Here is a 26398-nt window from a genome sequence, read left to right as displayed (position 1 = left end):
TGCCGCTCCCTAGCATGAGGCCTGTTTCCATGCACGCCAGGCCTCCCCATGAGTTCACCCGCCGCACAGCCCAACGCCAATACCGCCACCCAAGCCCTGCTCGCACAACTATGCCTGGGCCCTTCGTTCCTGGAGGTCGCAGCCGCGTTGCTGCGCCCGGAACTACGTCGTTTGTACCCTGCGTTGGATATCGACCCGGACATCGCCATGGTCTGCACCCCAGGCTGGGTGCTGACCGACGACCAGATCCAGGCCACCACGCCGCAGTACCAAACACTCACCGGCATTCTCGCCCGGCAGGCGGTGCTTGAAGTGCCTCGCCTGTACATTGAAGGCGAACACTTCCTGACCCAGCAGCCGCTCACCACGACGCCCATTCACCTGCCGGTGCGTATCGCCGAAATCGCCCAGGTTATTAATGTGCTGGCGCCAGTCATGCTCAGCGCCTATCAGGAACAGCAAATCGCTTTCTGGAACGGCGACAACAAGGACGGCCCGCAATGGCATACCCTGTCCAACCACCTGCGAACGCTGTGGAATGTCCAAGGGGTAACCGGGTGGAGCGCGGTAGATTGCGCCATGGCGCGCCAGCTCTATAACGCACCCGACCTGAAGAGCCGGCAGACCGAGCCTCTGCTTAACGGCAAGGCCTACCTGATCGACATCAGCCTGATGAAAGGTGAAGCCGTCACCCCGCTGAGCCTGATGCCCATCGCCGTGCTGGTGGGCACCCATGAATCGCGCACGGTGATCCTGGTGCACTCGCTGCTCAACGGTTATGAAAAGTTCACGTCCTTGCAGCAGCTCGGCGCCTCCCTGCCCGGGCACCTGAACCCCGGCCTGTCTTACACGGGCCTGCACTGGCGCTTGCTGGAACCCGAAGGCGATTTTTTTGACCAGCAAGCCTGCTCGCTGATTACCCTCCAGATCAACGCCATCGGTGCCATTGATTTCTCCGCGCTCAAGCACAAGGATGCCAACCCGGCCGCGCTCGGCTCACCACCGGCAATAGCCAGCTTCGTCGCGGACCAGGGGCCCGACCTGAGCCAGTATCAGGACGCTATGCCCGCCTGGCTGAACACGGCATCCAGCAGCGACCTGAGCCTCTATTCCCGTCACCTCAAAGACCTGGCGGCCTTGCACAGCCTTAACGCCGGCAAGGGTTACCAGGACGGGATTGCGCCCATCCGCGAGTACACCCTCAAAACCCTCAAGGATTTGATGGTCGCCGACCACGCCGAAGCCGCCACACTGCATCTGGACGATATCGAAATACGCGTCGCCAGCCAGGTGGTATGGGGCACATTCCCCGTGCCCGGCAAAATCGAAATGAGCACCTTCAATCTGGTCGACCTGGCGCTGCAAAACCTGATCGCGCTGCCCCTGGGAGACAAGAGCCTGCGCCTGCGCAATGCCCGGGCGCTGCCCGCCTGGCTGACCGTGAGCTATGTGGAGACGCTGGTCCAGCAAGCCGACATCGGTCGCCAATATCCGGCACTGGTTAAGGCCAAACTACTGGACGACCCACAGGAATCGCTGCGCCGACAACAACTGTACAGCCAGCACCTGCGCATCCAGCTGCCGCTGCTGGCCCTGCAATACAAAATTCGTCAGCAGGCCGGCATCGACGAGCGTGGCTACCGCTACATCGTGGCAGTGCTGGAGCCACAGGCCGGCAACCGTCAGGTAGATGGGCAAACCATCGTGTTACGCCCCCTGGCCTTCGTCCCCCTGCGACGTGCGGGCGGTGCGGCCGATGAGGTGGCCAATATGTTCTTGATCGGCCCCCAGAATCCTTCCGCCGGGCCTTGCCTGTTGTATCGCCCATTGTTCGACCAACCGCTGACCCAATATCCGTCGCCCGCCAACGTGCTGTATGCCCTGCAAGAGGACGCCGACCTGCGTGACTCGGTACTGGCCTGGCTGCCCGACGCAGTGCGCAGCGACTATAGCAACTATGTGTTTCCCGGCGCGCTGCCTTCGCCCTGGGCCATCATGCGGTTTATCGTCGAACCCAGCAAACTCTGGGCCATGTGCGGCCCTATGCGCCTTGGCGGCGAGGCCATCAACGATGACCTGGCGGCCCACCTTTTCAAGGCCAACGCCAACGCCGTGGTGGAGTTGGCGGACCGCCAGTCGGTGTCCAATCGTGAGAACCGCTGGGCCACGTTCAAGCAAGCCGGATGGCTGATCTTCAATGCTGCACTGCCCTTTCTCGGGCGCGGTGTGGGGGTTGCCGCCTGGATCTGGCAAATTCTCGATCAGCTGCAGCAAGCCGCCGAGGCACACCGGCGCAACCATTCACAACAGGAGTGGGCAGCGCTCACCGACGTACTGCTGAACCTGGCAATGGCCATTACCTTGCACTTGGCCAGCCGCAATCAGCCGGCCAGTCGTCGACTGCCCGGCTACCAAGCGGAAAAAAAACCTGCGCCGCCCACCTCAACGCCCACGGCGCCAGCCATCCAGCAAGGCCCGACCATCCTTCCCCACGAATTGCCGCCAGAGTTGCCGCAATCGGTGTATTCCCTAGGTGCCGTGGCCCGCAAACCCGAGACCCTGGCAACCGTGCTGGAACGCTTCAAACTCCCCAGGCCCTCCGGCCTGGGCAACGTTGTCACGCCAGTGGGGCCCCACCAATACCTCTACCCTCTGGGTGAAAAATGGTACGCACCGGTGGGTGAGCGTTGGTTCGAAGTACAGGTAGGTGAAGACGACGCGGTGGTGATTGTCGACCCCAGCCTACCCACCCGCACCGGCCCGCTGCTGCTACACAACCTCAAGGGTGAATGGTTCGTCGATACCCGCCTGCGCTTGCGCGGTGGCGGGCCCAAGGTTGTGAAAAACAAAGCTCAGAAGGAAGCAACCCGCAAGGCCGCCGAGGTACGCGCGCGCCTGGAGCAGTTCGAAAACGACAAACAGCGAGCCCAGCTCGAACTGCAGCAGGCCCGCCAAGCCCTGAGTGACGCGCCGGGCACCTCGGCGCAAGCCGCGCGCCAACTCTACCTGGACAAACTCGTAAGCCAGCGCAACGACTACGAAACCGCCCTGCAACAGCTCAAAACCCTGAACCTGTATGCGCCCATGAGCAATTACCAACCCAAGGCCCTGAGCTACCTTAAAGCACAGCTGGACCTCACCCAGGCCGGCATTGCAGAAGTCCAGACACGCTTCACACCCAAGCTTCGGACCGTACTCGACCAGATCGAACGCCAGGCGACGGCTCCTCAGGAGCGCCATATTGAAGACGCGCGGCAAATGACCGAGTTGAGCCAGGACATGCTGACTCGCCTGGACTACGCCCAGTCACGCTTCACTGAACTGAAGGCCCTGGCCCGGGATGGGTTGCGCCTGATCCAGAGCACCCGGCACCTGCTGCCCTCCTACAGCAGCGATGATCTCAAGGCATTGCAGGTAACGATGGCTCGCAACCTGTGCCTGTCTGAAACCAGCCAGCAAACCCATCCCCAGGCCTGGAGCACTCTCGACCGGATCGTCGACGCCGCCGACCTGGCGGTGCAAACCCTGCGCGACACCCTGCACGAACGCAGCGAATCACGGCTCGATGAGCGCATCGACAGCCTCGGCAGCCTGATCGACCAGTTCAAGGTGGTCGATGAGCGTTTGCAGGACTTTTCCGCTGACTTTTCCGAGCACGCCCTTGGCGAACCACTAAGCCAATTACGCGCGCAAATCCGCAGCTATTTGCAACGGACGCTGAACAGCCTGGCGCTGCTGCATGCCGAGCGCGACCTCATCAGAACCCGTCCCACCCCTCCGCCGACTCCGCCACGCCCGCTGAAGAAGTTCATCAGCACCCGCTTCAACGGCGTGCTCATCGGTGAACCGCGACTGACCGAAGCCGGGCTGGAAACAAACATGGTGGATATTCGCTCTCCCCTGACCCATAACGTCCTGGCCACCTTCCATGAGAAGCAACCGGGGATCTGGGTCCAGCACGTCAAGGCCAGTGTGCCAGCGCCAGCGCCCGACCTTGAAACCAGCCTGCATGCCGGCGAGACCCTGCTCCTGGAACTGCCGGCGTTCAACCGGCGCGCTGCGGAGCAAGTAAAAAAGGCCGACCGGACCGTCATCGGCATCGAGCAGATGTTTCATCAGCACGCCATGCTGCTGGAGCAGGCCGAGCAAGACCTGGAGAGGGCACTGACAAACGCCAACGTCACTGACAGCGATTCAAACTCGGCCGCCAGCCTCTCGAGCCAGCTCAACACCGCCGCCCAAAGCCTTTACCTACAGGCGAAGAATCACCGGATACAAACGACCAAGCAACGCCCGCCGACTATCGACGGGGTTGAATGGCTAAAAACCCACAACGAAATCACGGTACGCAAAACCATCACCCGCCGTCGCCTGAAGGCGGCTCAACCGGATTATCTCGACGAATACACCATCAGCGAGCAATCCAGCGGCAAGGTGCTCTGGTACGCGCACTTCCACTACTCCACCAGTTGGACGCCGCCCAAGGCATTTATCTCGGCCCGCCTGAAAACCCCCGAGGAGGCGCGCCGCGGCTCGGCAGCCGACAGCACCGGAGGCTTGAACGAGCAGCAATTGACGGACTTCTACCGCAGTGAATTTGGCCTGGAGCAAGCCCGGCGAGTGTTCTTAGACGCCGGCTGAAACCGGCGGCACACAACTTGCTCGGCTCCTGTCCACCACGGTTGGAGCCGCCCATGCTGCATTCGCACCTCACCACCCTCAACGCCGTGTCACTGGTGTTGAGCACGTTCCGCGCCAAAGGCCTGCCGAGTGCCGCGCTGCTCGCCGGCAGCGGCATTTGCGCGGCGGACTTGAGCCGCACCGACACGCGCATCACCACTCACCAGGAGATGCGCGTGTGTGCAAATGCCGTGGCCTTGCAGTGCGATATCGGCCTGGAACTGGGCCAGCGCATGCATGTTTCGTCCTACGGCATGTTGGGCTATGCGTTACTGACCAGTGCCACCTTCGGTGACGCTTTGCGCCTGGCCCTGCGTTATCCGGCGCTGCTGGGAACACTCTTTGAACTGAGCCTGGTGCAGGACGGTGAGCGTATCTGGTTCACCGCCAGCGATTACCGCGAGAGCGCCGCGCTGACCCTGTTTAATGTCGAGCTGTGTCTGGTGTCGTTGAAAGTCATCTGTGACGACTTGCTCGGCCACCCCCTTCCTCTGCTGGGCGCACGCTTTGAACACGGTGCGCCGGCTTACCAGAGGCGTTACACCGAACGTTTCGACTGCCCCTTACAGTTTCAGGCCACAACCAATGCATTCGCGTTTGACCCACGCTGGCTCGAACAACCATTACCCTTGGCGGACGCCGTGACGCACCAGGCCATGGCCGAACGCTGCCGTAAACAGAACACCGAATTCACCGGGCGTGAAGCCTGGCTGGGGCGTATCCGTCAGTTACTCGCGGCGCAACTGCACGCCGCTCCCGGGCTGGATGGCCTGGCGCAGCAAATGAACTGTTCAGCCCGCACCTTGCGCCGGCACTTGCAGAACCTGGGGTGCAGCTACCAGGAACTGCTCGACGAGCTACGCTTCGAGCGGGCCAAGCAGTTGCTGGGGGAAGATGCACTGCCGATCCATCGGATTGCCGAGCAGTTGGGTTTCAGCGAGACCGCCAGTTTCCGCCATGCATTTGTACGCTGGAGCGGCGTGGCGCCCAGCCAGTTCCGGCCTTGATCCATTCAAGGGCATGGCTGCGCCATTGAGGGGCGAATTGCGGACAGACAATTTGGCCATATCGATCCCCTTTTGGCCGCTCCTGCCATTTTCATAAATCCCACCCGCCGCAAGACTGGACCTCACCGATTCAGCCTGCGGAGAACAACAATATGCTGACGATCTACTCGGACGATCACCACCTGCACCATGGCCGGTGCGAGTTGATGGACGGGCAACTGATGCCCTGTTTTGAAATGCCCTCCCGCGCCGACCACGTGCTGCAACGGGTCAAGGAGCGCGAACTGGGACCGGTGCAAGCGCCCAACGATTTTGGCCTGGCGCCGCTGCAACGCATTCACAGCCCCGCCTATCTGGACTTCTTTAAAGGCGCCTGGGAGCGCTGGACCGCGTTCGGCCAGGATGGAGATCTGCTGCCCTACACCTGGCCCGCACGCACTTTGCGCCGGGTCATCCCCACCAGCCTGCACGGCCAGCTCGGCTATTACAGCTTCGACGGCGGCGCGCCGATCACCTCCGGTACCTGGCAAGCGGCCTACAGCGCAGCGCAAGTGGCGCTGACGGCGCAACAGGCGATCCAGCAAGGCGCCCGCAGTGCCTTCGCCCTGTGCCGTCCGCCCGGGCACCATGCCGCCAGCGACTTGATGGGCGGTTATTGCTACCTGAACAACGCGGCCATCGCAGCCCAGGCATTTCTCGACCAAGGCCACATGAAGGTCGCCATCCTCGACGTGGACTACCACCACGGCAACGGTACCCAGTCGATTTTCTACGAGCGCAGCGATGTGCTGTTCACCTCGATCCACGGCCATCCGGAGGCGGAATTTCCGTTCTTCCTGGGCTACGCCGACGAGTCGGGCGAAGGCGCCGGTGAAGGTTTCAACTTCAACTATCCCTTGCCCGCCGGCTCTGGCTGGGACCGCTGGAGCGCCGCCCTGGAGCAGGCGTGTGAAGAGATTGAACGCTATGGCGCCGACATCATTGTGGTCTCGCTGGGCGTGGACACCTTCAAGGACGACCCGATCTCCCAGTTCAAGCTCGACAGCCCCGACTACCTGGCGATGGGTGCGCGAATCGCCCGCCTCGGCAAACCGACGCTGTTTGTGATGGAAGGCGGCTACGCCGTGGAAGAAATCGGCATCAATGCCGTCAACGTTCTCGAAGGTTTTGAGGGATTCGCCCAATGAACATGCTCAAGCATCTCGTCCTCTGCGCCGCCGTGCTGAGCGGGGCCGCGCACGCCGAAGAAAGAACCCTGCGGGTCTACAACTGGTTCGACTACATCACCCCCAAGGCCCTGGAAGATTTCAAGGCCCAGAACCCCAGCGTCAAGCTGGTCTACGACATCTTCGACACCAATGAAGCCCTGGAGGCCAAGCTGCTGACCGGCAACTCCGGCTATGACGTGGTGGTGCCGTCCAACGTGTTCCTGGCCAAGCAGATCGAAGCCTCGGTGTTCCAGCCGCTGGACCGCAGCAAACTGCCCAACTGGAACCACCTCGATCCCAAGTTGATGAAGCTGATCGAGGCCAACGACCCCGGCAATAAATTCGCCGTGCCCTACATGTACGGCACCATCCTGATCGGCTTCAACCCGGACAAGGTCAAGGCCGCGCTGGGGGCCAACGCGCCCGTGGACAGCTGGGACCTGATCTTCAACGTCGAAAACATCAGCAAGCTCAAACAATGCGGCGTGGCGCTGCTGGATTCACCGTCGGAGATCCTGCCGCTGGCCTTGCAGCACCTGGGCCTGGACCCCAACAGCAGCAACCCGGCGGACTATGTCAAAGCCGAAGCACTGCTGATGAAGATCCGTCCGTACATCACCTATTTCCACTCGTCCAAGTACATGGCCGACATTGCCAACGGTGACATCTGCGTGGCGGTCGGCTATTCAGGCAGCTTTTCCCAGGCCGCCAACCGTGCCAAGGAAGCCAAGAACGGCGTGACCGTGGACATGCGCCTGCCGAAAGAAGGTGCGCCGATCTGGTTCGACATGCTCGCCATCCCCAAAGGCGCCAAGGACCCGGAAGACGCCTACGCCTTTATCAACTACCTGCTGCAACCCGGGGTGATCGCACCGATCAGTGACTTTGTCGGCTACCCCAACCCCAACAAGGACGCCACCGGGTTGGTAGACCCGGCGATTCGCAACAACCCCAACCTGTACCCGACCGAGGCGGCCATGGCCACGCTGTATACCCTCAAGCCCCTGGGACGTGACGCCGAACGAGCCAGGACCCGCGCCTGGACCAAGATCAAGTCAGGCACCTGATCGGTTGCCGCCGGTTGCGTCTCAGCACGTAACCGGCGCGCGCCAAACCTGGCCCAGGCGCTTCAACGCCTGACTGATCTGCGCCTCGGGCACGGCAGCAAACCCCAACACCATTCCGGCACGCTGATCCAGCGGCGTGAGTGAGTCCGGCAGCCAATAGCTGCTCAGGCCATTGACCTCCACACCCACTGCCGCCGCCTGTTGGATCAGCGCCTGTTCCCGCGCCAGGCTGTCGACCCGCACGGTCAAGTGCAGCCCGGCCGCCACTGACGGGAGGCGGCCAACACCGTCGATACCGGCGGGCCATTCGGCCACCAGCGCATTGAGCCGGCTCTGCGCGGCTCGGCGCATACGGCGTACATGGCGTTGGAAATGCCCGGTCGCCATGAACTCCGCCATCACCGCCTGGGTGCTGACCTCCGAGTGGCGCACGTCCACCGCGCGGCGACGGGCAAAGGCCTGGACCAGGCCGACCGGCAACACCAGGTAGCCCAGGCGCAGCGCCGGAAAAGCCACCTTGCCGAAGGTCCCGACATACAGCACCCGGCCAGTCCGATCCAGGGCCGCCAGCGGAGCCAGGGGCGCGCCGCTGTAGCGGTACTCACCGTCATAGTCGTCCTCGACGATCCAGCCGCCCGTACGCTCGGCCCAGGCCAGCAGTTCCAGGCGCCGGGCCAGGCTCATCACCACGCCGGTGGGGTATTGATGCGACGGGGTGACGTAGGCCAGGCGGCAACTGCCGAGGCCGTTCAACGCGGCGCAGTCGATGCCCTCGCTGTCCACCGTCACGCCGTGCAATTGGCCACCCGCCACCGCGAACGCATGGCCCGCCGCCCGATACCCCGGATTTTCGATGGCAACCGCATCGCCGGGCTCCACCAGCAACTGTGCACAAAGGCTGATTGCCTGCTGCGCGCCACTGGTGATCACTATTTGCTCAGCCGTGCACTGCATGCCGCGAGAGCTGCGCAAATAGGCAGCAATCAATCCACGCAGGCGCGCGTCGCCCGCCGGGTCGCCATAACACAGTTGCTGCAAGTCCGGCTTGCGCCAGAAAGCCGCACTCAGCTTGGCCCACACGTCAAAGGGGAACAGATCAAACGCCGGTACGCCCACCCTGAAAGCCCTCGGCGGACCGCTGGGTGGAAGTGCCAAATGATTGTTTTCTACCCTCGTCAACGCGCCACTGTGGATAACTTGACTGGACGAAACCCCAGGCAAATCCGGCCGTTTTGTGGATAAACCTGGGGGTAAGCCTGTTGATAACCCTGTGGACACTTTTGTGGATAGTTTTTTTGCGGGCGTCGGCGTCTGCGGCAATTGCGCCACGTAGGTGCCATCCCCCACGCGGCCTTCGATAAATCCTTCGGCATACAGCTGGTCGTAGCGGACCACGCTGTTGCGAGAGATCGACAGCGCGGCCGCCAGGTCGCGGCTGGCCGGGAGCCGGGTGCCACTGACCAATCGGCCATCCAATACCCGCTGGCGCAAGGCCTGATAGAGCTGGCGCGTGAGGCCCTGGCGGCGGTCCAACTCGATACCTGCCGGGTTAAACGAGAGCGGTGGTTCTAACGCAGGCATGGAATTGGACCTATGAAATTGACTGGAGATGGCTCTTACAACGAACCATTAGCCTGCCTAGGATGCAGGCATTCGCCAAGGAAAATCTTCATGTACACACCACGTGCCTTTGCCCTCGATGACTTGCCTGAAATCCAGCAACTGATCCAGCACACGCGCTTGGCGCAACTGGTGACCTTTGGTGAACAAGGCCTGCAAGCCAGCCACCTGCCGTTGCTGCTCAACCCCGATGAAGGGCCAAACGGCACCCTGTACGGGCACATGGCCAAGGCCAACAGCCAATGGCAGGCGCTGCAAAATGGCGGCGAGGCCCTGGTGATTTTTGCCGGGGCCGAGGCCTACGTCAGCCCGTCGTTCTACCCGGCCAAAGCCGAACACGGCAAAGTGGTGCCGACCTGGAATTACATCGCGGTACACGCCTATGGCACCGGCGAAGTGTTCACCGATGCCGAGCGCCTGCTCGAGCTGGTCAGCGCCCTCACCGACCGCCATGAAGGCAAGCGCGCCCAGCCCTGGAACGTCAGCGACGCCCCGGCCGACTACATCGACGGCATGCTCAAGGCCATCGTCGGCTTTGCCCTGCCGATCCAACGCCTGGAAGGCAAACGAAAACTCAGCCAGAACCGCAGCCCGGCGGACATCGCCGGCGTTCGTGAGGGCCTCGCGGCCAGCACCGACGTACGCGACCAGACCCTCGCCCGCTTTATTCCCAAGGAGCCAACATGAGCCAGATCGAAATCCGCCAGGTCAGCGCCGCCGACCACGCCGCGTGGCTGCCCCTGTGGCAAGCCTACCTGCGCTTCTACAACACCGAGTTGCCGGACGCCGTCAGCCAGAACACCTGGCAACGCCTGATCGACGCCCATGAGCCGACCCATTCGGCCCTGGCCTGGCAGGACGGCAAGGCCGTAGGCATGGTCAACTTCATCTACCATCGGTCCAACTGGAGCATCGAAAACTCCTGCTACCTGCAGGATTTGCTGGTAGACCCGGCCCAACGTGGCACCGGCGTCGGCCGCAAACTGATCGAGTTCGTCTACGCCACCGCCAAGGCCGACGGCTGCTGCAAGGTCCACTGGCTGACCCACGAGACCAACGCCACCGCCATCCAACTGTACGAACGCATCGCCGAACGCCCCGGCTTTATCCAGTTTCGCAAAGGTCTTTAAGGAGAAGCACAGCATGACGACATCATTGGCCGACTGGAAAGGCGTCCCGGCGCCTATCGTCACCGTTATCGAAGGGCGCTTCATCCGCCTGGAAAAACTCGACCCGGCCCGCCATGGCGATGACCTGTTCAACGCCCTGCAAGGCCCCGGCGCGGATCCGACGTTATGGGATTATTTGCCTTACGGCCCGTTCCCCGAGCGCGCCGCCTTCGACGCATGGCTGAACAACCACGCGTCCCACAGCGACCCGTACTTCTTCAGCGTGATCGACAAAGCCAGCGGCGACGTACAAGGCATCCTCAGCCTGATGTCCATCGTGCCCGAGCAAGGCCGCATCGAAATCGGCCACGTGACCTTCGGCGCACCGATGCAGCGCTCACCGAAAAGCACCGAGGCGGTGTACCTGCTGGCCAAGCACTCGTTTGAGCTGGGCAATCGTCGCCTGGAATGGAAGTGCAACAACGCCAACGCCCGCTCCAAAAATGCGGCCGAGCGGTTGGGATTCAGTTTTGAAGGGGTGTTTCGCCAGCACACCGTGGTCAAGGGCCGGAACCGGGATACGGCGTGGTATTCGATCCTGGATGGAGAATGGCCGGCGATTGGGGCGGGCTTTGAGCGGTGGCTGTCAGATGCCAACCAGACGGGTTCGGGACAGTTGAAAACGCTGGTGGAATGCCGTACCTAATCCACCCTGCCACCCCCTGACAAATGTGGGAGCGGGCTTGCTCGCGAAAGCGGTGTATCAGTCACAAATGTATTAACTGACCCACCGTCATCGCGGGCAAGCCCGGCTCCCACATTGTATCTTCAGCGTATCCGGGCCTTGTGCTCAGCCGAGGCGAATAGGCGAGCATCTATACCTTGAAATACTTGCTCACGCTCAAACACCACGGCATCGCCTTCCTACAAGCTTCTGCGAACCTTCACCACTCCCATCTTCAACCCAAACGGCCTGAACACTGCGTTCAACGACTTCAGCGTCTGATTGCCCTCGCCATGTTCGATATGCACCAGCGTGCGTACGGAGATTTTGCACATCTTGGCAAACTGGCTCTGATGCAGCCCAGTGACTTCCGTTCGCAGCCGGCGTACCGCCTCGGCTATTTCCAGCGTTCCCTCGGCCAATGCATCCTGAATGCTTTCGATCAACCGGGTTCGTTCTTCAACCGTCAGGCTCATTTCAATCCCCGTCACCTCCCCGCCATCATTCTGTAAAAAACCTCCGCTATACAGGTCGACTCTTTTCCAAAAACAAGGTCGCCCGCCATGCCCCCTTCGCCCCAGCGCCTTGCGCTCACTCTCGGCCTGCTGGTCAGCAGCGGTTTTGCCGATGCGGCGCCCACGCCAACCAAGACGCTGCAGATCGACACGCCCACCACCACCGGGCAAACCCTGGGCGGCAGCGACTCGTTGACGATTTCGGCACCGGGCAGTATCACCACCTCCAAAGTCGCGGTGACCTTGAAGGACGGCACCACCGGTAATGGCGTGGTGATCGACAACTCCGGCAGCATTACCTCCACGGGTGGCCGGGCCATCGACAGCAGCGGCAGCCTCACCGGTACGCGCAACTACAGCATCTACAACCGAGCCGGCGGCGTGATCCAGGGCGCCAACGACGCGCTGCGTATCGATAGCAATTTCGCCAGCGGCAGCCTGTTGATCGACAACAGCGGCACCATTCGCTCTGCTACCGGCCAAGGTCTGGACCTGGATGCGATCCGCAGCTCCAACGTCACCACCACTATCATCAACCGCCAGGGCGGGCTGATTCGCGGTGACGCCAGCGACGGCATGAAGACCGGCGGCAACGCCAGCATCACCAACTATGGCGAGATTTCCACCGGCGACACTCACTCGCGCGATGACAAATTCGACGGCGTCGACATCGACTCCGCCACCGGCGTGACCGTCACCAACTACGGCCTCATCTCCGGCGGGCGCCACGGCATCACCACCGACCTGGGCGCCACGCTGACCAACTACGGCACGGTGATCGGCCGCAACGGCTCGGGCTTTGGCTCCGACGGCGACGGCACGGTGATCAACCACGGCACCATCACTGGCGCATTCTCCGGATTGCAGCCGGATGGCGACGGCGACGGCGTGGACATCGACAAGATTGCCCACATCGAAAACTACGGAGTCATCCAGGGCGTAGGCGCCGGTGGCGTCGACAAGAACGGCTTTGCCAACGGCAGCGAAGGCATCGCCCTTGGCGGTGGCTATGTGTTCAACGGTGTCGGCGCGCTGGTGAGCGGCGCCAATAACGCGGTGCTGGTGGACGACGGCAGCGACGGCCCGGGACTGGCAGCCACGACCCTGATCAACCACGGCACCATCCAGGGTCTGGACGGCTTCGGCGTGAAGTTCGTCGGCGAGTTTGCCGACACGGTGGTCAACGCTGGCTTGATCAGCGGCAGCAACGGCCTGGCCCTGGATTTGGGCGGCGGCGATGACAAGCTGACCCTGCTCGGCGGCAGCCGTTTTGTCGGCGTGGTGGATGGCGGCACGGGATATGACCGCGTGATCATGGACGACGCCGCCGGCGGCACTTTCGGCGACAGCCGCAACTTTGAATGGCTGGACGTGAAGCAAGGCATCTGGACCCTCACCGGCAGCGGTGACTTCAGCGATGGCGGCGAGATTTTCAGCGGCGCCAAGCTGATCAACCAGGGCGGGATCGCCGGCAACGTGACTGTCGATGAAGGCGGTATTTATGCCGGTGGCGGCAGCGTCGGCAGCCTGTTGGTCAAAGGCACCTTGCAGACCAACACTGCACTTGGCACCGCCAGCATTACTCGCGACCTGACCATGACCAGTGGCTCGACCCTGGCCTATGGCGTGAATGCCGACGGCAGCAGCGCACCGGTCCAGGTCGGTGGCACTGCGTATCTGAATGGCGCGACCCTGGCGGTCAATCCCGGCACCGGCACCTACCCGTGGCAAAGCCATTACACGGTGCTGCAGGCCGGCAGCATCAATGGCACATTCGGCAAGGTCACCAGCGACTATGCCTTCCTCACCCCCACCCTGGATTACAGCTCTACCCAGGTTGGCCTGACCTATACCCGCAACGACGTGGCCTTCAATCAGTTCGCCAACACCGGCAACGGCGCCAGCGCCGCCAACGCCCTGGCGAGCCTGGGCAACAATAACCCGCTGTATAACGCCCTGCTCAACACCACCAACAACAGCGCCGGTGCCGCCATCGAGCAACTGGCGGGCAGCAGCACTGCCAACCTGACCAGCGCCACCCTCGGCGCCAGCGCCCAGGTCGGCAACAGCATGCTGAGCGCCATGCATCAACTGGGCGGCGGTGCCGGATTGCTGGTGGGCCTCGATCAGAAAGACACCCCCGTACTGGCCGCCACCGGCGTACCCGCCGAAGCCGGCAACCTCAACGACCCCAATGCCCGTGGCCGCCTGTGGCTGCAAGGCATCGGCAGCTACGGCAAGCTCGACGGCGACCACGGCAGCAATGGCCTGACCCAGCGCACCAAAGGCAGCGTCCTGGGTGCCGACTGGGCACTCGATTCGGACTGGCGGGTGGGCGTACTGGGCGGATATTCGAAGACCGACCTGGACACCACTGGCGTCGATGGCAGCGTCGACAGCTGGCACGCAGGTGTCTACGCCATGCGCCAGAGCGGCCCATTGGCCTTGCGCCTGGGCGCCGCCTACAGCGGGCACCAGGGCGACAGCAAACGCACTGTGGCCTTCGACGGTTTCAACGATCGCCCCAAAGGTGACTACGACGCCAACAGCCAACAAGCCTTCGCCGAACTGGGTTATGCCATGGGCAGCGGGCGTCTGAGCGCCGAGCCGTTCGCCAACCTCGGCTACCAGCGCTATCACCGCGACAGCTACAACGAAAAAGGCGGCGCTGCCGCCCTGCGAGTCGATGGGCAAACCCAGGACAATTTCAGCAGCACGTTCGGCCTGCGCCTGGCGCACCTGAGCCAGCTCGACAATGGCATCAGCCTCACGCCACGGGTCAGCGCCGGCTGGAAACACACCTACGGCGATGTCGACAGCAGCACTCGCCAGGCCTTCCTGATGGGCGGCACCGCGTTTAACGTCGAAGGCAGCGCACTGGACCGTGACAGCCTGATGCTGGAAGCCGGGTTGGATGTTGGCTTGTCGGCCCGCCACACGCTGGGTGTGGGCTACAGCGGCGAAATAGGCAGTAACAGCCGCAATCACGGGTTGATCGGGCAATGGCAGATGAGTTTTTAATCGCAGTTCACTAGAGACATTCCCCGCAAGCACGAGGGGCGCGGCCTGACAGTGGTCGCCCCCCCTACCTCGCTAAATTCCCGGCCTCACATTCATAGGTTGGGATTTCATGCCATTTACCAAACAACGACTCATCTTCGCCATTGCGCTCGCCCTCGGCGCCTCCAGCATCCAACACGCCTGTGCGCAGGATGACCTTGGCCTCGGCTCTCAGCACCCAGCCCCCCCTGACGCTTCCTTCGCTAACCATGCAACCACCGCCAATGGTCGCCAGGTCGGCAAAATACTGGATGGCGCCATCCAGTCAGCGATGGAAAACAGGAACATGTCGCCTGAACACAGGAGGGCTCTGTTTGACCTCCAGGACGAACTCCTCCGGAACCCGAACGCTGCCAGTGAGGCCCTGGAGCAACTGGCAGGCAGTCAAAACGCCAACCTGGCCGCCGCCACCCAGAACGGTACCGAGCAGATAACCGCCCACCTGCTTTCAGCCATGCGCGCCATCCCCACCGACTCGGTAGGTGACGATAACGGCCGCCTGTGGCTTCAGGGTCTGGGCGCCTCCGGCCGCCTCCACAGCCAGGGTGGCAGCGCCGGCCTGAAACAAGGCACTCAAGGCCTGCTGATGGGTGCCGATTGGGCTGTCGACCCTGCATGGCGCGCAGGTGTGATGGGCGGTAAAACCACCAGCGACTTCGACGCCAAGCGCTTCGACGCTGCGCTGGACAGCTGGCACTTGGGCGCCTATGCCGTGCGCCTGGACGGGCCGCTGGCACTGCGCCTGGGTGCGATCTACAGCAGCCACGACGGCAATAACAAACGCAACGTCGATGTCTTTGGCGAAAAAAATCAGCTCAAGGGCACGTACAACGCCCAGAGCCAGACAGCGTTCGGTGAAGTGGGCTACCAGGTAGGCCAAGGTACCTTCAGCGTCGAACCATTCGCCGGCATCGGTTATCAACGCTACCACCGCGACAGCTTCAAGGAAAAAGGCGGCGATGCGGCCCTCAACGTCGGCGCACAAACCCAGGAAAACCTCAGCAGCACCTTCGGCATTCGCCTGGCCAGCCTGCATACGCTGGATAACCAGATGAGCCTGACTCCACACCTGAGCTCCAGCTGGAAACACCTCTACGGCGATGTCGGCAGCCAGGTTCGCCAATCCTCTCGCCGGATAAGCAAGATGGACCTCAATGGCAATTTCACCACCCAGGGTACATCCCTTGACCGTGATAGCCTGGCAATACGGGCGGGCCTGGATCTGGCCCTCTCGGAGTACCAGACGGTGGGCCTGACTTACAACGTTGAGACCGGCAACAACAGCCATCAACAAGGACTGACGGGCAATTGGCAGATGGCGTTCTAACCTCGGTGAATTGAGGAACAATCCCGCAAGCATCGGCCCCCTGCACTGACAGTCGGCGCCCTGGGTTCCTCGCTACATTCCGGTCTCTTTCACCCAAGAGGCCGGAACATTATGTCGTCGACAATCCCGTACCTTCCTTCCCTAGGCTCCCTGCTGGCCTACGGCACTCGGTCACTCGCCGAGGCCGTCGCACCTCGCCCACCTTCAGCCGCCCCCGTCGGCGGTAACTTCACCTCCGTCTCCGTTACCCTCAACAATGGGGCAGGACTGGACATCGATAATGTCAGCCAGCTGATTTCCCCCTATGCCAAAACCGGCCCTCGCACTTCACTGCGAGGCATCGAAATCAACAACTCGCCTACCGCCACGACCCAGGGCCTTTCAAGCGCCGGACAGCACCCCGTCTGGCTGGAAAACCAGGGCCTTATTGAAAACAAAAAGGGCACCGGGGTAAAACTCGCGGGCAATCAGGCGGACGAGGTGGTGAACGCCGGCATGATCAAAGGCAGCAACGGCATGGCCCTGGACATGGGCGGCGGCGATGACCTGTTGATTGCGCGCAGCAGCAGCGGTTTCGACGGCGCAGTCGACGGAGGCAGCGGCACCAACCAGTTGCTGCTGGACAGCGCCAAGGGTGGCACCTTTGACGGCGCCAGCCAGATGCAACACCTGTGGGTGGGCAGCGGCGCCTGGACCTTGACCGGCCCTGTGCCCGCCAACCAGAAGGGTGAGGTCTACGCCAACGCAACCCTGATCAATAAAAGCCAGATCGGCGGGGAGATGCACATCCGCCCGGGTGGTACTTACACCGGAGGCTCCGTTGGTAGCCTGAACGTCGCGGGCACCCTGCTGCTCGACCCGGCCACGAAGTCGCAGACCAGGGTCAAGGACACCTTGCACCTTGAACAGGGTTCCACACTGGCCTTCAAGGTCGGCACGGATGAAGCCCACAGCACGTTGAAAGTCGAGAACCGCGCCGTCTTGAACAATGCCACGCTGGACATCGACGTCACGGCCGAGAATGACCAGCTTCTGGAGCGCCAGCTACGGGTGGTTGACGCCCAGCAGGTTGACGGCCAGTTCGGCACGGTCACCAGCAACCTGAAGGCCTACACCCCCGAGCTGATCTACACCCCAACCGGGGCTTTTGTGGCGTTCAAACCCAAGGAAGCCGTGGCGGCCTGAAGGCAAATTCCAGGCGAAAAAAAAGGGGGCACATGCCCCCCCGAGGTTTAAGCGGTAGTCTCGAAGGCTGTTGATCAGCCTTCGATTTCAATCAGGATTTCACCCGGGTTGACCCGGTCGCCCTTGGCCACGTGAACGGCGGTGACCTTGCCGGCGATAGCCGCCTGTACTTCGGTCTCCATCTTCATCGCTTCAGTGATCAACACGGCCTGGCCGGCTTTCACCACATCGCCTTCCTTGACCAGCACGTCGACGATGTTGCCCGGCATTGCCGTGCTGACATGGCCCGGCGCGGTAGCGTGCTTGCGCTTGCTGCCGCCGCTGCTGACAAATTCGTTGAGCGGTTCGAACACCACTTCTTCGGGCATGCCGTCGATGGACAGATAGAAGTGGCGCTTGCCTTCTGCCTTGACGCCGACACCGGTGATATCCACGCGGTAGCTTTCGCCGTGCACGTCGATCACGAACTCGGTCGGCACGCCTTCACCACCGACACGGGCCACGCCGCCGGCTTCAGGGATCGGCAACAGCACTTCAGGGCTCAAGGTGCCGGCATCACGCTCTTCGAGGAACTTGCGCCCGATGTCCGGGAACATGGCGTAGGTCAGCACGTCTTCTTCGGACTTGGCCAACGCGCCGATTTCGCCGCGCAGCTTGGTCATTTCCGGCTTGAGCAGATCGGCCGGACGGACGTCGATCACCTCTTCGCTGCCGATGGCCTGGCGCCGCAATTTTTCATTCACGGTACCCGGCGCCTTGCCGTAGCCGCCTTGCAGGTACAGCTTCACTTCGTTGGTGATGGTCTTGTAGCGCTCGCCGGCCAGCACGTTGAAGAACGCCTGGGTGCCGACGATCTGCGAAGTCGGGGTAACCAGCGGCGGGAAGCCGAGGTCTTCACGCACCCGCGGGATTTCAGCCAGCACTTCGCTCATGCGGTTCAGCGCGCCCTGCTCTTTCAACTGGTTGGCCAGGTTGGAAATCATCCCGCCCGGTACCTGGTTGATTTGCACACGGGTGTCGACGGCGGTGAATTCGCTTTCGAACTGGTGGTACTTCTTGCGCACGGCGTAGAAGTACAGGCCGATTTCCTGCAGCAGTTCCAGGCTCAGGCCGGTGTCGAACTCGCTGCCTTTGAGGGCGGCGACCATCGACTCGGTGCCCGGGTGGCTGGTGCCCCAGGCGAAGCTGGAGATGGCGGTGTCGATATGGTCGGCGCCGTTTTCGATCGCCTTGAGTTGGCACATCGCGGCCAGGCCGGCGGTGTCGTGGGAGTGGATGAAGATCGGCAGGCTTTGCTCGGCTTTCAGCGCCTTGACCAGTTCGCCGGTGGCGTAAGGCGTCAGCAGGCCGGCCATGTCCTTGATCGCGATCGAGTCGCAACCCATGGATTCCAACTGCTTGGCCTGGGCCACGAATGCCTCGACGGTGTGCACCGGGCTGGTGGTGTAGGCGATGGTGCCCTGGGCATGTTTGCCGGCCGCTTTCACCGCTTCGATGGCCACCCGCAGGTTACGCACGTCGTTCATCGCGTCAAAGATGCGGAACACGTCGATACCGTTGACGGCAGCTTTAGCGACGAAGGCTTTGACCACGTCGTCGCTGTAGTGGCGGTAGCCCAGCAGGTTCTGGCCACGCAAGAGCATTTGCAGGCGCGTGTTGGGCAAGGCCGCACGCAGTTTGCGCAGGCGCTCCCACGGGTCTTCTTTCAGGAAGCGTACGCAGGCGTCGAAGGTCGCGCCGCCCCAGACTTCCAGGGACCAGTAGCCGACTTTGTCGAGCTTGTCGCAGATCGGCAGCATGTCGTCGGTGCGCATGCGGGTCGCCAGCAACGATTGGTGAGCGTCGCGCAGGATGGTGTCGGTGACAAAGATTTTCTTGGACATTGTTGTATTCCTCACAGGCCTGCGTGGGCGGCAATGGCGGCGGCGATGGCCAGGGCCAGCTCTTCGGGTTTGCGCTTGATCGAGTAGTTGGTCAGCTCAGGGTGGCTTTCCACGAAACTGGTGTTGAACTGGCCGCTGCGGAATTCCGGGTTGCGCAGGATTTCCTGGTAATAAGCGGCGGTGGTCTTCACGCCTTGCAGGCGCATGTCGTCCAGGGCGCGCAGGCCGCGGTCCATGGCTTCTTCCCAGGTCAACGCCCACACCACCAGCTTCAGGCACATGGAGTCGTAGAACGGCGGGATGGTGTAGCCGGTGTAGATCGCCGTGTCGGTACGCACGCCGGGGCCGCCGGGCGCGTAATAACGGGTGATCTTGCCGAAGCTTGGCAGGAAGTTATTCTTCGGGTCTTCGGCGTTGATCCGGAACTGCAACGCGAAACCCCGGTGCTGAATGTCTTCCTGCTTGACCGACAGCGGCAGGCCCGACGCAATGCGGATCTGCTCACGCACGATGTCGATACCGGTGATCTCTTCGGTGATGGTGTGTTCCACCTGCACCCGGGTGTTCATCTCCATGAAGTACACCTCGCCCTCGGCGAGCAGGAACTCCACGGTGCCGGCGTTCTCATAGCCCACGGCTTTGGCGGCACGCACCGACAGGTCGCCGATGTAGGCACGCTGTTCAGGGGTCAGCTGGGGGCTCGGGGCGATTTCAATCAGCTTCTGGTTGCGGCGCTGGATCGAGCAATCGCGCTCGAACAAATGCACCACGTTGCCGAAGCTGTCACCGAGGATCTGCGCCTCGATGTGCTTGGGATTGACGATGCATTTTTCCAGAAACACTTCCGCCGAACCGAACGCCTTGGTGGCTTCGGAAATCACGCGAGGGAAGGCTTGTTCGAGTTCTTCACGGCTGTTGCAGCGACGAATGCCGCGACCGCCACCACCGGAAGTGGCCTTGAGCATCACCGGGTAACCGATACGGTCGCCTTCGGTGAGGGCTTCGGCGATGTCGGCAACGTTGCCTTCGGTGCCCGGGGTGACCGGCACGCCGGCCTTGATCATGCTGCGGCGGGCTTCGGTCTTGTCGCCCATGCGGCGAATCACTTCGGCCGATGGGCCGATGAATTTGATCCCGCGTTCGGCGCAAATATCTGCCAGCTCGGCGTTTTCCGAGAGGAAGCCGTATCCGGGGTGCAGCGCGTCGCAACCGGTTTCCACCGCCAGGTTCACCAGCTTGCGCGGGTTCAGGTAACCGGCCAATGGCTCGGCACCGATGCTGTGGGCTTCGTCTGCACGCTTTACATGCAGGGCATGGCGATCGGCATCGGAATAGACCGCGACCGAACGAATACCCATCTCGGCGCAAGCACGCACGATACGTACGGCAATCTCACCACGGTTGGCGATCAGGATCTTTTTTATCACTTGGAAATTCCCTTGAGCCGATTGCTAGCTACTTCGACCCACTGGAGCCGGGTCGGCGCGTGACCAAATGTTTCAAGCCAGTCGCGAGACACACACTATGCCCCTGCAGGGATTAACAAAAATCAATAATAATTGGGTTGTGTATAAGTAAAGACTTATAGTCAGCGCATCAGGGGTTGGCGGGGAGGTTTGAGTAATGCGTAAGTCATTGATGCGTATGACATTGCGTCAGTTGCAGATTTTCAATGAGGTCTGTGATTTGCGCTCCTACAGCCGCGCGGCCGAGGAAATGTCTCTCACGCAGCCGGCCGTTAGCCTACAAATCAAGCAGCTGGAAGAGCTGCTGGGCCAGCCGTTATTCGATTACGTCGGCAAAAAGCTCTATATGACTGAAGCAGCCGAAGCGTTGCAAAGGGCCAGCCGAGATATCTTCGGGCGCCTGGAAAACCTCGATATGCAGCTTTCGGACATGCAGGGCTCGTTGCAAGGCCAGTTGAAACTGGCGGTGGAATCCAGCGCCAAGTACTTCGTGCCGCACCTGTTTGCCGCCTTCAAGCGCCAGCACCCTGAGGTCAACCTGCACCTGACGGTGGTCAACCGCGCCCAGGTGATTCGCAGGCTGTCGGACAACCGTGATGACCTGGTGATCATGTCCATGGTGCCCCAGGACATGGGCCTGGAATTCCTGCCGTTCCTGAACAACCCGATTGTCGCGGTGGCGCCCCACGATCATCCGCTGAGCCATCAAGGGCCACTGCGCTTGCAGGACCTTGAGCCTTACACGCTGCTGTTGCGCGAGCCAGGGTCCGGGACGCGGATGGCGTGCGAGGAGTACTTCAAAGAGAAGCGCGTGCACTTCACCCAGACAGTGGAAGTGTCTTCCGCCGAGGCACAGCGGGAGTGCGTGACCGCCGGGTTGGGCGTGGCGCTGCTGACACGCCACGCGGTCAACCTGGAACTGGCCACCGGCGGGCTCAAGGAGCTGCCGGTGGAAGAACTGCCGCTGTACCGCAGCTGGTGCCTGGTGAAGGCCAAGGCCAAGCGTCTGTCACCGGTGGCCCATGCCTTCCTGGGCTTTATCCGCAGCGAGCGGCTACAGATCAGCGCGCTGGCTGAGCGCTTCGCTGGGCAGCTGCGGGCGCCTGCCAGTGGAGCTCCGGATAGTCACTGATGCTCTGTTGCAATTGGCGCTGATCGCAGCGGTCTTCAATTGCGCGACGGAAGGCCATGCGGCGCTGGTCTTCCTGTTGGCGGCGGGTTTTGACAGCGCTGTTGCTTTCTTCGTATTGCCGAGCCATTTCGAGTCTCCCAATGCGAGTAAGGGGAGTTCAGGATGGGCTCGGGCAATGACGGTTTAGCGGCACGGGGATGACAGGACGATGAATCTTCCGAGGCTCAACACGATCAACTGTGGGAGCTGGCTTGCCTGCGATAACGGTGCATCAGCCAATGAAGATGGCAACTGACAGATCGCTATCGCAGGCAAGCCAGCTCCCACATTTTGACCGTGTACGCCCTTGAGTCAGTCGTCGAGGGCTTTTACGGACTTGGGTGACAACCGAAGGCTGCGCAAGCTGCGCTTTACGCTCTTGAGGTGGTTGACCAGGCTCGGGCCGCGCGCCATGGCCACGCCCATCGCCAGCACGTCGATCACCACCAGGTGGGCGATACGCGAGGTCAGCGGCGTGTAGATTTCAGTGTCCTCGTGCACATCGATCGCCAGGTTGACGGTCGACAGCTCCGCCAATGGCGTCTGGCTCGGGCACAGGGTAATCAGGGTCGCGCCGCTTTCACGCACCAGGTTGGCGGTGATCAGCAAATCCTTGGAGCGGCCCGACTGGGAAATGCAGATCGCCACGTCGCTAGGCTTCAACGTCACCGCCGACATCGCCTGCATGTGCGGGTCGCTGTAGGCCGCCGCCGTCAGCAGCAAACGGAAGAACTTGTGCTGGGCATCCGCCGCCACCGCACCGGACGCGCCGAAACCATAGAACTCCACGCGCTGGGCCTGGGACATGGCAGTCACGGCTTTTTGCAGTTCTACCGGGTCGAGCTTTTCCCGCACTTCCATCAGGGTATGCAGGGTGGTGTCGAAGATTTTCAGGCTGTAGTCGGCGACGGAGTCGTCTTCGTGAATCGCGAACTGCCCGAAGCTCGCACCGGCGGCGAGGCTCTGGGCCAGCTTGAGCTTCAAGTCCTGAAACCCGGAGCAACCAATGGCGCGGCAGAAGCGCACGATGGTCGGCTCGCTGATGCCCACGCTGTGGGCCAGGTCGGCCATGGAACTGTGCATCACAGCCGCAGGGTCAAGCAGCACGTGATCGGCAACCTTGAGTTCCGATTTGCGTAACAGGTGGCGCGACTGGGCGATATGTTGCAACAGGTTCAAAGGGCTGGACTCTTGTTATTGGCAGACGCCAGGGATGTAGCAAGCTTGTAGTTATACTACAAGAATTACCGATTTGCCCGCTCGATGCATCACTTAATCACGCTGCTGCCCGCTGAAACAGCGGGCAGGACCGATGTAGCCCCGCGTGCGGCTTGGGCTCAACTACGGAAAATCGGCATTTTTTCGTAACAAATCCGCCAGGCCGTCCGCTTCCACCGGCCGACTGATCAAATAGCCCTGCACTTCATCGCATTGCTCGGCCCGCAGGAAATCCAACTGCTGTTGATCTTCCACGCCCTCGGCCACCACCTTGAGCGACAGCCCGTGGGCCATGGCGATGATTGCACGGGTGATCGAAGCATCTTCGCGGCCCTGCCCGAGGCCGCGGATGAAGGTCTGGTCGATCTTCACGTAATCCACGGGGATGCGCTTGAGGTAGCTGAGGGACGAGTAGCCGGTGCCGAAATCATCAATCGCCAGTTTCACACCCAAGTCACGCAGTTGCTGGAAGGTGGAAATGATGTGTTCGACACTGTCGAGCAGTTGGCTTTCGGTCAGCTCCAGCTCCAGGTACTGCGGATCAAGCCCGGTTTCTTCCAGCACCTGACGCACCAGACTGACCAGCTTCCCTTGGCGCAACTGGTGCACCGACAGGTTGACCGACACACGGATCGGTTCAAGCCCCTGGCGCTGCCACTCACAGGCCTGCCAGCAGGCCTGGCGCAACACCAACTCCCCAAGCGGTACGATCAATCCGGTTTCTTCGGCCAGCCCGATAAAATCCCCCGGCGGCACCATGCCCCACTGCGGATGCTCCCAGCGAATCAAGGCCTCGGCGGCATTCAGCTTGCCACTGGCCAGGCACAGCTTGGGCTGGTAGAACACCGTGAGCTGGCGCTCATCAATCGCCTTGCGCAGCTGGTTTTCCAGTTGCAAACGCTCCAGGGTGCTGGCCTGGAGGCTGTCGGTGTAGAACTGGAAATTATTCCCGCCCAAATGCTTGGCGTGCTGCATGGCCATGTTCGATTGGCTGACCAGCGCGGATATTTCCCGCGCATTGTCGGGCAACAGGCTGACGCCCATTGAGGCGCTGACCACCAGTTCATGCCCCTCCACCGTCACCGGCACCCGCAACTTGGCCAGCAGCCGCGTGGCCACCCGCGCCAGGCTCGACAGGTTGCCGTACGCATCGAACAACACGGCGAATTCATCACCAGAGAGCCGCGCAATGGTGTCGGCTTCGGGCAAGGCATTGATCAAGCGGCGGGCCATTTTCTGCAATAACTGGTCGGCCACTTCATGCCCGAGGCTGTCGTTGAGCAGCTTGAACCGGTCCAGGTTGATATGCAGCAAGGCCAGGCTGCGGCCGCCTTGGCGCACCCGTTGATGGGCTTCGCGCAGCCGCTCGCGGAACAGCGAACGGTTGGCCAACCCGGTCAATTCGTCGTAATGCGTGAGGTAGCGCATGCGCTCCTCGGATTCGCGCCGCGCAGACAGATCAGCGAAGAAACCGACGATATGACTGACATTTCCCCGAATATCCCGCACTACATTGAGTTGCAGCCATTGTGGGTAGAGTTCGCCGTTCTTGCGGGTTTCCACCAGCTCGCCCTGCCAGGTGCCGTGGCTGAGCAGCGCCTGGCGGATCACCGGGAAATGGCGACGCGCGTCGCGGCTGCTGGGCAGTTCAACGACATTGAGGCCGATCATGTCATCAATATCGAAGCCGGTGACGCGGCTGAACGCTTGGTTGACCGCCACCAGCACGTAGTCCGGGTTCAGGATCACAATGCCTTCGCTGGCTGCCTCGAACACCGTCGATGCCAGGCGCTGCTGTTCTTCCAGGACCTTGCCGGCGCTGATGTCGCGGCGGGTGCCGAGCATCCGCGTAACGCGCCCACTGGGCGAGCGCTCCACGGCGCGGCCACGGTCCTGAATCCACACCCAATGGCCATCGCCATGGCGCACCCGGTATTCCACCAGGTAATCCTCGCTGCGGCCTTTGAGGTGTTCCACCAGCGCACGCTTGAGCAGCGGCAAATCGTCCGGGTGCAGCCGCGGCTTGAGATGGCTGAGCATCGCCGTGACGTATTCCGGCTCCAGGCCGAACAGTTCCTTGAGTTGGGTGTGGTGGACCTCGTCGGTTTGCAGGTTCCAGTCCCACAGACCCAGTTCGCTGGCCTGCAACGCCATCGCCAGGCGTGCCTCGCTTTTGCTCAGGGCCAGGCTGGCGGCATCCAGTTCCTGGCTACGCTGATCGACGCGCTGCTGCAGGCCGATCTGCGCCTCACGCAGCTCCTGCTCGACCTGGCGTCGTTGCTCCACTTCACGCACCAGCTCCTGGTTCAACTGCTCGCTGCGCTGCTGCGCTTGCTGCAGATGCTCGATCAACGCCTGGTTCTGGAAGCGCCTGAGCAGCCCGCGCTGGATCAGGCGATTGACCTGCCACGCCACCAGGCTCAGGGATGCCAGCAGAATCAGGCCCAGGCAACCCCAGCCTTGTTGCTGAGGGTCACCGCTCCAGAACAGATAGATAATCGCCGGCACCAGGCAAGGCACGGCAAACGACAGGAATGCTGGCAGGCTGACGGCGTAGGCCACACTGGCGGACAAGGTCGCCGCGCCGAGCAAGCCGAACACCCAGGCCTGCTGCGCAAAGCTGTCCACCGGTACCAGGGCGATGGCAGCACTGGCCAGCGTCAGGCCGCTGACGGCCGAACCCAGCATGAACATGCGGCGCCAGATCGGCTGCGCCTGGCGGCTCGGCATGGCCGAATCGAACGCCGCCACCTGAATCACCCGCAGGGCCACCAACGCCACCAGCCACACCAGCCAAATGCTGTCCAGCAGGTAACGCTGCGGGCTCCAGAGTAACCAGGCGCAGACCAGTCCGTTCACCAGCATTAATAAGGTAGGCAGCAGGGAGCCTTGGTAAAGCAGGCGCGTGCGCTCGACCGCCATCTCCATGGCGTAGTGTTTGCGGATAACCTGCGCCGGCGCCACCGAGGGGCCAGCCAGGTCAATGCTAAGGGTCATAGGCAGTGTTCTTATAATGGTGAGCCCGAAACGTCGACGGAGCATACACAAGCAAACGCTCGGGCCAAACTGCTCCACGTCATAAAAACAGCGCGACAATCAGGCGCAAACCTTGGAGCCAGACAGCTTGAGTGAGACAGGGCGCGGGCTGCGGCCAATGA

The 26398-nt window shown here is 62.0% G+C and carries 18 protein-coding genes; 11 read left to right on the top strand and 7 right to left on the bottom strand.

Annotated features, from left to right (window positions below):
* Positions 1–48 precede the first annotated feature (48 nt).
* The 4 genes from ACUN0G_RS13560 (at position 49) to ACUN0G_RS13545 (ending at position 7962) form a co-directional block, all read left to right on the top strand.
* Positions 49–4641, top strand: a complete 4593-nt coding sequence (locus ACUN0G_RS13560) for a hypothetical protein (protein WP_445573655.1) — start codon at positions 49–51, stop codon at positions 4639–4641.
* A gap of 53 nt (positions 4642–4694) precedes the next feature.
* The gene (locus ACUN0G_RS13555) at positions 4695–5687 is read left to right on the top strand and encodes an AraC family transcriptional regulator (RefSeq protein ID WP_445573654.1); all 993 of its coding nucleotides are present in this window, start codon (positions 4695–4697) and stop codon (positions 5685–5687) included.
* Positions 5688–5839: 152 nt separating this feature from the next.
* Entirely contained in the window at positions 5840–6874 is a 1035-nt protein-coding gene (locus ACUN0G_RS13550) for a histone deacetylase family protein (protein ID WP_445573653.1), read from the top strand.
* Positions 6871–7962 (top strand): polyamine ABC transporter substrate-binding protein, encoded by a 1092-nt coding sequence (locus ACUN0G_RS13545; RefSeq protein WP_093203570.1) that lies wholly within the window; start codon positions 6871–6873, stop codon positions 7960–7962. The genes ACUN0G_RS13550 and ACUN0G_RS13545 overlap by 4 nt, the downstream gene beginning before the upstream one ends.
* A 21-nt stretch (positions 7963–7983) precedes the next feature.
* Here the strand turns inward: ACUN0G_RS13545 and pdxR are convergent, their stop codons facing one another.
* Positions 7984–9543, bottom strand: a complete 1560-nt coding sequence (gene pdxR, locus ACUN0G_RS13540; RefSeq protein WP_445573652.1) for a MocR-like pyridoxine biosynthesis transcription factor PdxR — start codon at positions 9541–9543, stop codon at positions 7984–7986.
* A gap of 90 nt (positions 9544–9633) precedes the next feature.
* Between pdxR and ACUN0G_RS13535 the strand changes: the two genes are divergently transcribed.
* The 3 genes from ACUN0G_RS13535 to ACUN0G_RS13525 are packed head-to-tail and all read left to right on the top strand — an operon-like array spanning position 9634 to position 11397.
* Positions 9634–10269, top strand: coding sequence for an FMN-binding negative transcriptional regulator (locus ACUN0G_RS13535; protein ID WP_258342895.1), 636 nt, complete (start codon positions 9634–9636; stop codon positions 10267–10269).
* On the top strand, positions 10266–10712 hold the full coding sequence (locus ACUN0G_RS13530; protein ID WP_177048318.1) for a GNAT family N-acetyltransferase: 447 nt from the start codon (positions 10266–10268) through the stop codon (positions 10710–10712). The genes ACUN0G_RS13535 and ACUN0G_RS13530 overlap by 4 nt, the downstream gene beginning before the upstream one ends.
* Before the next feature lie 13 nt (positions 10713–10725).
* Positions 10726–11397, top strand: coding sequence for a GNAT family N-acetyltransferase (locus tag ACUN0G_RS13525; protein ID WP_445573651.1), 672 nt, complete (start codon positions 10726–10728; stop codon positions 11395–11397).
* 218 nt (positions 11398–11615) lie between these two features.
* Here ACUN0G_RS13525 and ACUN0G_RS13520 read toward each other — a convergent pair whose 3' ends face one another.
* On the bottom strand, positions 11616–11891 hold the full coding sequence (locus ACUN0G_RS13520) for a helix-turn-helix domain-containing protein (RefSeq protein WP_087694596.1): 276 nt from the start codon (positions 11889–11891) through the stop codon (positions 11616–11618).
* A gap of 87 nt (positions 11892–11978) precedes the next feature.
* Between ACUN0G_RS13520 and ACUN0G_RS13515 the strand changes: the two genes are divergently transcribed.
* From ACUN0G_RS13515 to ACUN0G_RS13505, 3 genes are all read left to right on the top strand, one after another.
* On the top strand, positions 11979–14951 hold the full coding sequence (locus ACUN0G_RS13515; RefSeq protein WP_445573650.1) for an autotransporter outer membrane beta-barrel domain-containing protein: 2973 nt from the start codon (positions 11979–11981) through the stop codon (positions 14949–14951).
* Between the two features lie 109 nt (positions 14952–15060).
* Positions 15061–16317 carry an autotransporter outer membrane beta-barrel domain-containing protein gene (locus ACUN0G_RS13510; RefSeq protein WP_445573649.1) on the top strand — a complete coding sequence of 419 codons (1257 nt, stop codon included), beginning with the start codon at positions 15061–15063 and terminating at the stop codon, positions 16315–16317.
* Between the two features lie 111 nt (positions 16318–16428).
* Positions 16429–17502 carry a hypothetical protein gene (locus ACUN0G_RS13505; RefSeq protein ID WP_445573648.1) on the top strand — a complete coding sequence of 358 codons (1074 nt, stop codon included), beginning with the start codon at positions 16429–16431 and terminating at the stop codon, positions 17500–17502.
* A 74-nt stretch (positions 17503–17576) separates the two neighbouring features.
* Here ACUN0G_RS13505 and oadA read toward each other — a convergent pair whose 3' ends face one another.
* Complete coding sequence (gene oadA / locus ACUN0G_RS13500; protein ID WP_445573647.1) at positions 17577–19385, bottom strand: sodium-extruding oxaloacetate decarboxylase subunit alpha; 1809 nt, start codon at positions 19383–19385, stop codon at positions 17577–17579.
* A gap of 11 nt (positions 19386–19396) precedes the next feature.
* A complete protein-coding gene (locus ACUN0G_RS13495) occupies positions 19397–20812 on the bottom strand; it encodes an acetyl-CoA carboxylase biotin carboxylase subunit (RefSeq protein ID WP_003213442.1) in 1416 nt (471 codons plus the stop codon).
* Positions 20813–21008: 196 nt separating this feature from the next.
* Between ACUN0G_RS13495 and ACUN0G_RS13490 the strand changes: the two genes are divergently transcribed.
* Positions 21009–21983, top strand: coding sequence for a LysR family transcriptional regulator (locus tag ACUN0G_RS13490; protein ID WP_445573646.1), 975 nt, complete (start codon positions 21009–21011; stop codon positions 21981–21983).
* Here the strand turns inward: ACUN0G_RS13490 and ACUN0G_RS13485 are convergent.
* The 3 genes from ACUN0G_RS13485 to ACUN0G_RS13475 all read right to left on the bottom strand — a co-directional run bounded on the left by ACUN0G_RS13485 (position 21913) and on the right by ACUN0G_RS13475 (position 26237).
* A complete protein-coding gene (locus ACUN0G_RS13485) occupies positions 21913–22110 on the bottom strand; it encodes a PA3496 family putative envelope integrity protein (protein ID WP_081253237.1) in 198 nt (65 codons plus the stop codon). The genes ACUN0G_RS13490 and ACUN0G_RS13485 overlap by 71 nt on opposite strands.
* Before the next feature lie 224 nt (positions 22111–22334).
* A complete protein-coding gene (hexR, locus tag ACUN0G_RS13480; RefSeq protein WP_003213447.1) occupies positions 22335–23201 on the bottom strand; it encodes a transcriptional regulator HexR in 867 nt (288 codons plus the stop codon).
* Positions 23202–23363: 162 nt separating this feature from the next.
* Positions 23364–26237 carry an EAL domain-containing protein gene (locus ACUN0G_RS13475; RefSeq protein WP_445573645.1) on the bottom strand — a complete coding sequence of 958 codons (2874 nt, stop codon included), beginning with the start codon at positions 26235–26237 and terminating at the stop codon, positions 23364–23366.
* Positions 26238–26398 lie beyond the last annotated feature (161 nt).

The sequence above is a fragment of the Pseudomonas sp. 32A genome (assembly GCF_052682255.1).
The sequence above is the reverse complement of the archived record's forward strand: the minus strand, read 5'-3'. Positions and strand labels throughout refer to the sequence as shown.

Coding starts and splice junctions, on each gene's coding strand:
- oadA (WP_445573647.1), bottom strand. CDS start 19,385: ATGTCCAAGAAAATCTTTGTCACCGACACCATCCTGCGCGACGCTCAC.
- ACUN0G_RS13560 (WP_445573655.1), top strand. CDS start 49: ATGAGTTCACCCGCCGCACAGCCCAACGCCAATACCGCCACCCAAGCC.
- ACUN0G_RS13505 (WP_445573648.1), top strand. CDS start 16,429: ATGTCGTCGACAATCCCGTACCTTCCTTCCCTAGGCTCCCTGCTGGCC.
- ACUN0G_RS13530 (WP_177048318.1), top strand. CDS start 10,266: ATGAGCCAGATCGAAATCCGCCAGGTCAGCGCCGCCGACCACGCCGCG.
- ACUN0G_RS13525 (WP_445573651.1), top strand. CDS start 10,726: ATGACGACATCATTGGCCGACTGGAAAGGCGTCCCGGCGCCTATCGTC.
- ACUN0G_RS13535 (WP_258342895.1), top strand. CDS start 9,634: ATGTACACACCACGTGCCTTTGCCCTCGATGACTTGCCTGAAATCCAG.
- ACUN0G_RS13550 (WP_445573653.1), top strand. CDS start 5,840: ATGCTGACGATCTACTCGGACGATCACCACCTGCACCATGGCCGGTGC.
- ACUN0G_RS13515 (WP_445573650.1), top strand. CDS start 11,979: ATGCCCCCTTCGCCCCAGCGCCTTGCGCTCACTCTCGGCCTGCTGGTC.
- pdxR (WP_445573652.1), bottom strand. CDS start 9,543: ATGCCTGCGTTAGAACCACCGCTCTCGTTTAACCCGGCAGGTATCGAG.
- ACUN0G_RS13555 (WP_445573654.1), top strand. CDS start 4,695: ATGCTGCATTCGCACCTCACCACCCTCAACGCCGTGTCACTGGTGTTG.
- ACUN0G_RS13510 (WP_445573649.1), top strand. CDS start 15,061: ATGCCATTTACCAAACAACGACTCATCTTCGCCATTGCGCTCGCCCTC.
- ACUN0G_RS13485 (WP_081253237.1), bottom strand. CDS start 22,110: ATGGCTCGGCAATACGAAGAAAGCAACAGCGCTGTCAAAACCCGCCGC.
- ACUN0G_RS13490 (WP_445573646.1), top strand. CDS start 21,009: ATGCGTAAGTCATTGATGCGTATGACATTGCGTCAGTTGCAGATTTTC.
- ACUN0G_RS13475 (WP_445573645.1), bottom strand. CDS start 26,237: ATGACCCTTAGCATTGACCTGGCTGGCCCCTCGGTGGCGCCGGCGCAG.
- ACUN0G_RS13545 (WP_093203570.1), top strand. CDS start 6,871: ATGAACATGCTCAAGCATCTCGTCCTCTGCGCCGCCGTGCTGAGCGGG.
- ACUN0G_RS13520 (WP_087694596.1), bottom strand. CDS start 11,891: ATGAGCCTGACGGTTGAAGAACGAACCCGGTTGATCGAAAGCATTCAG.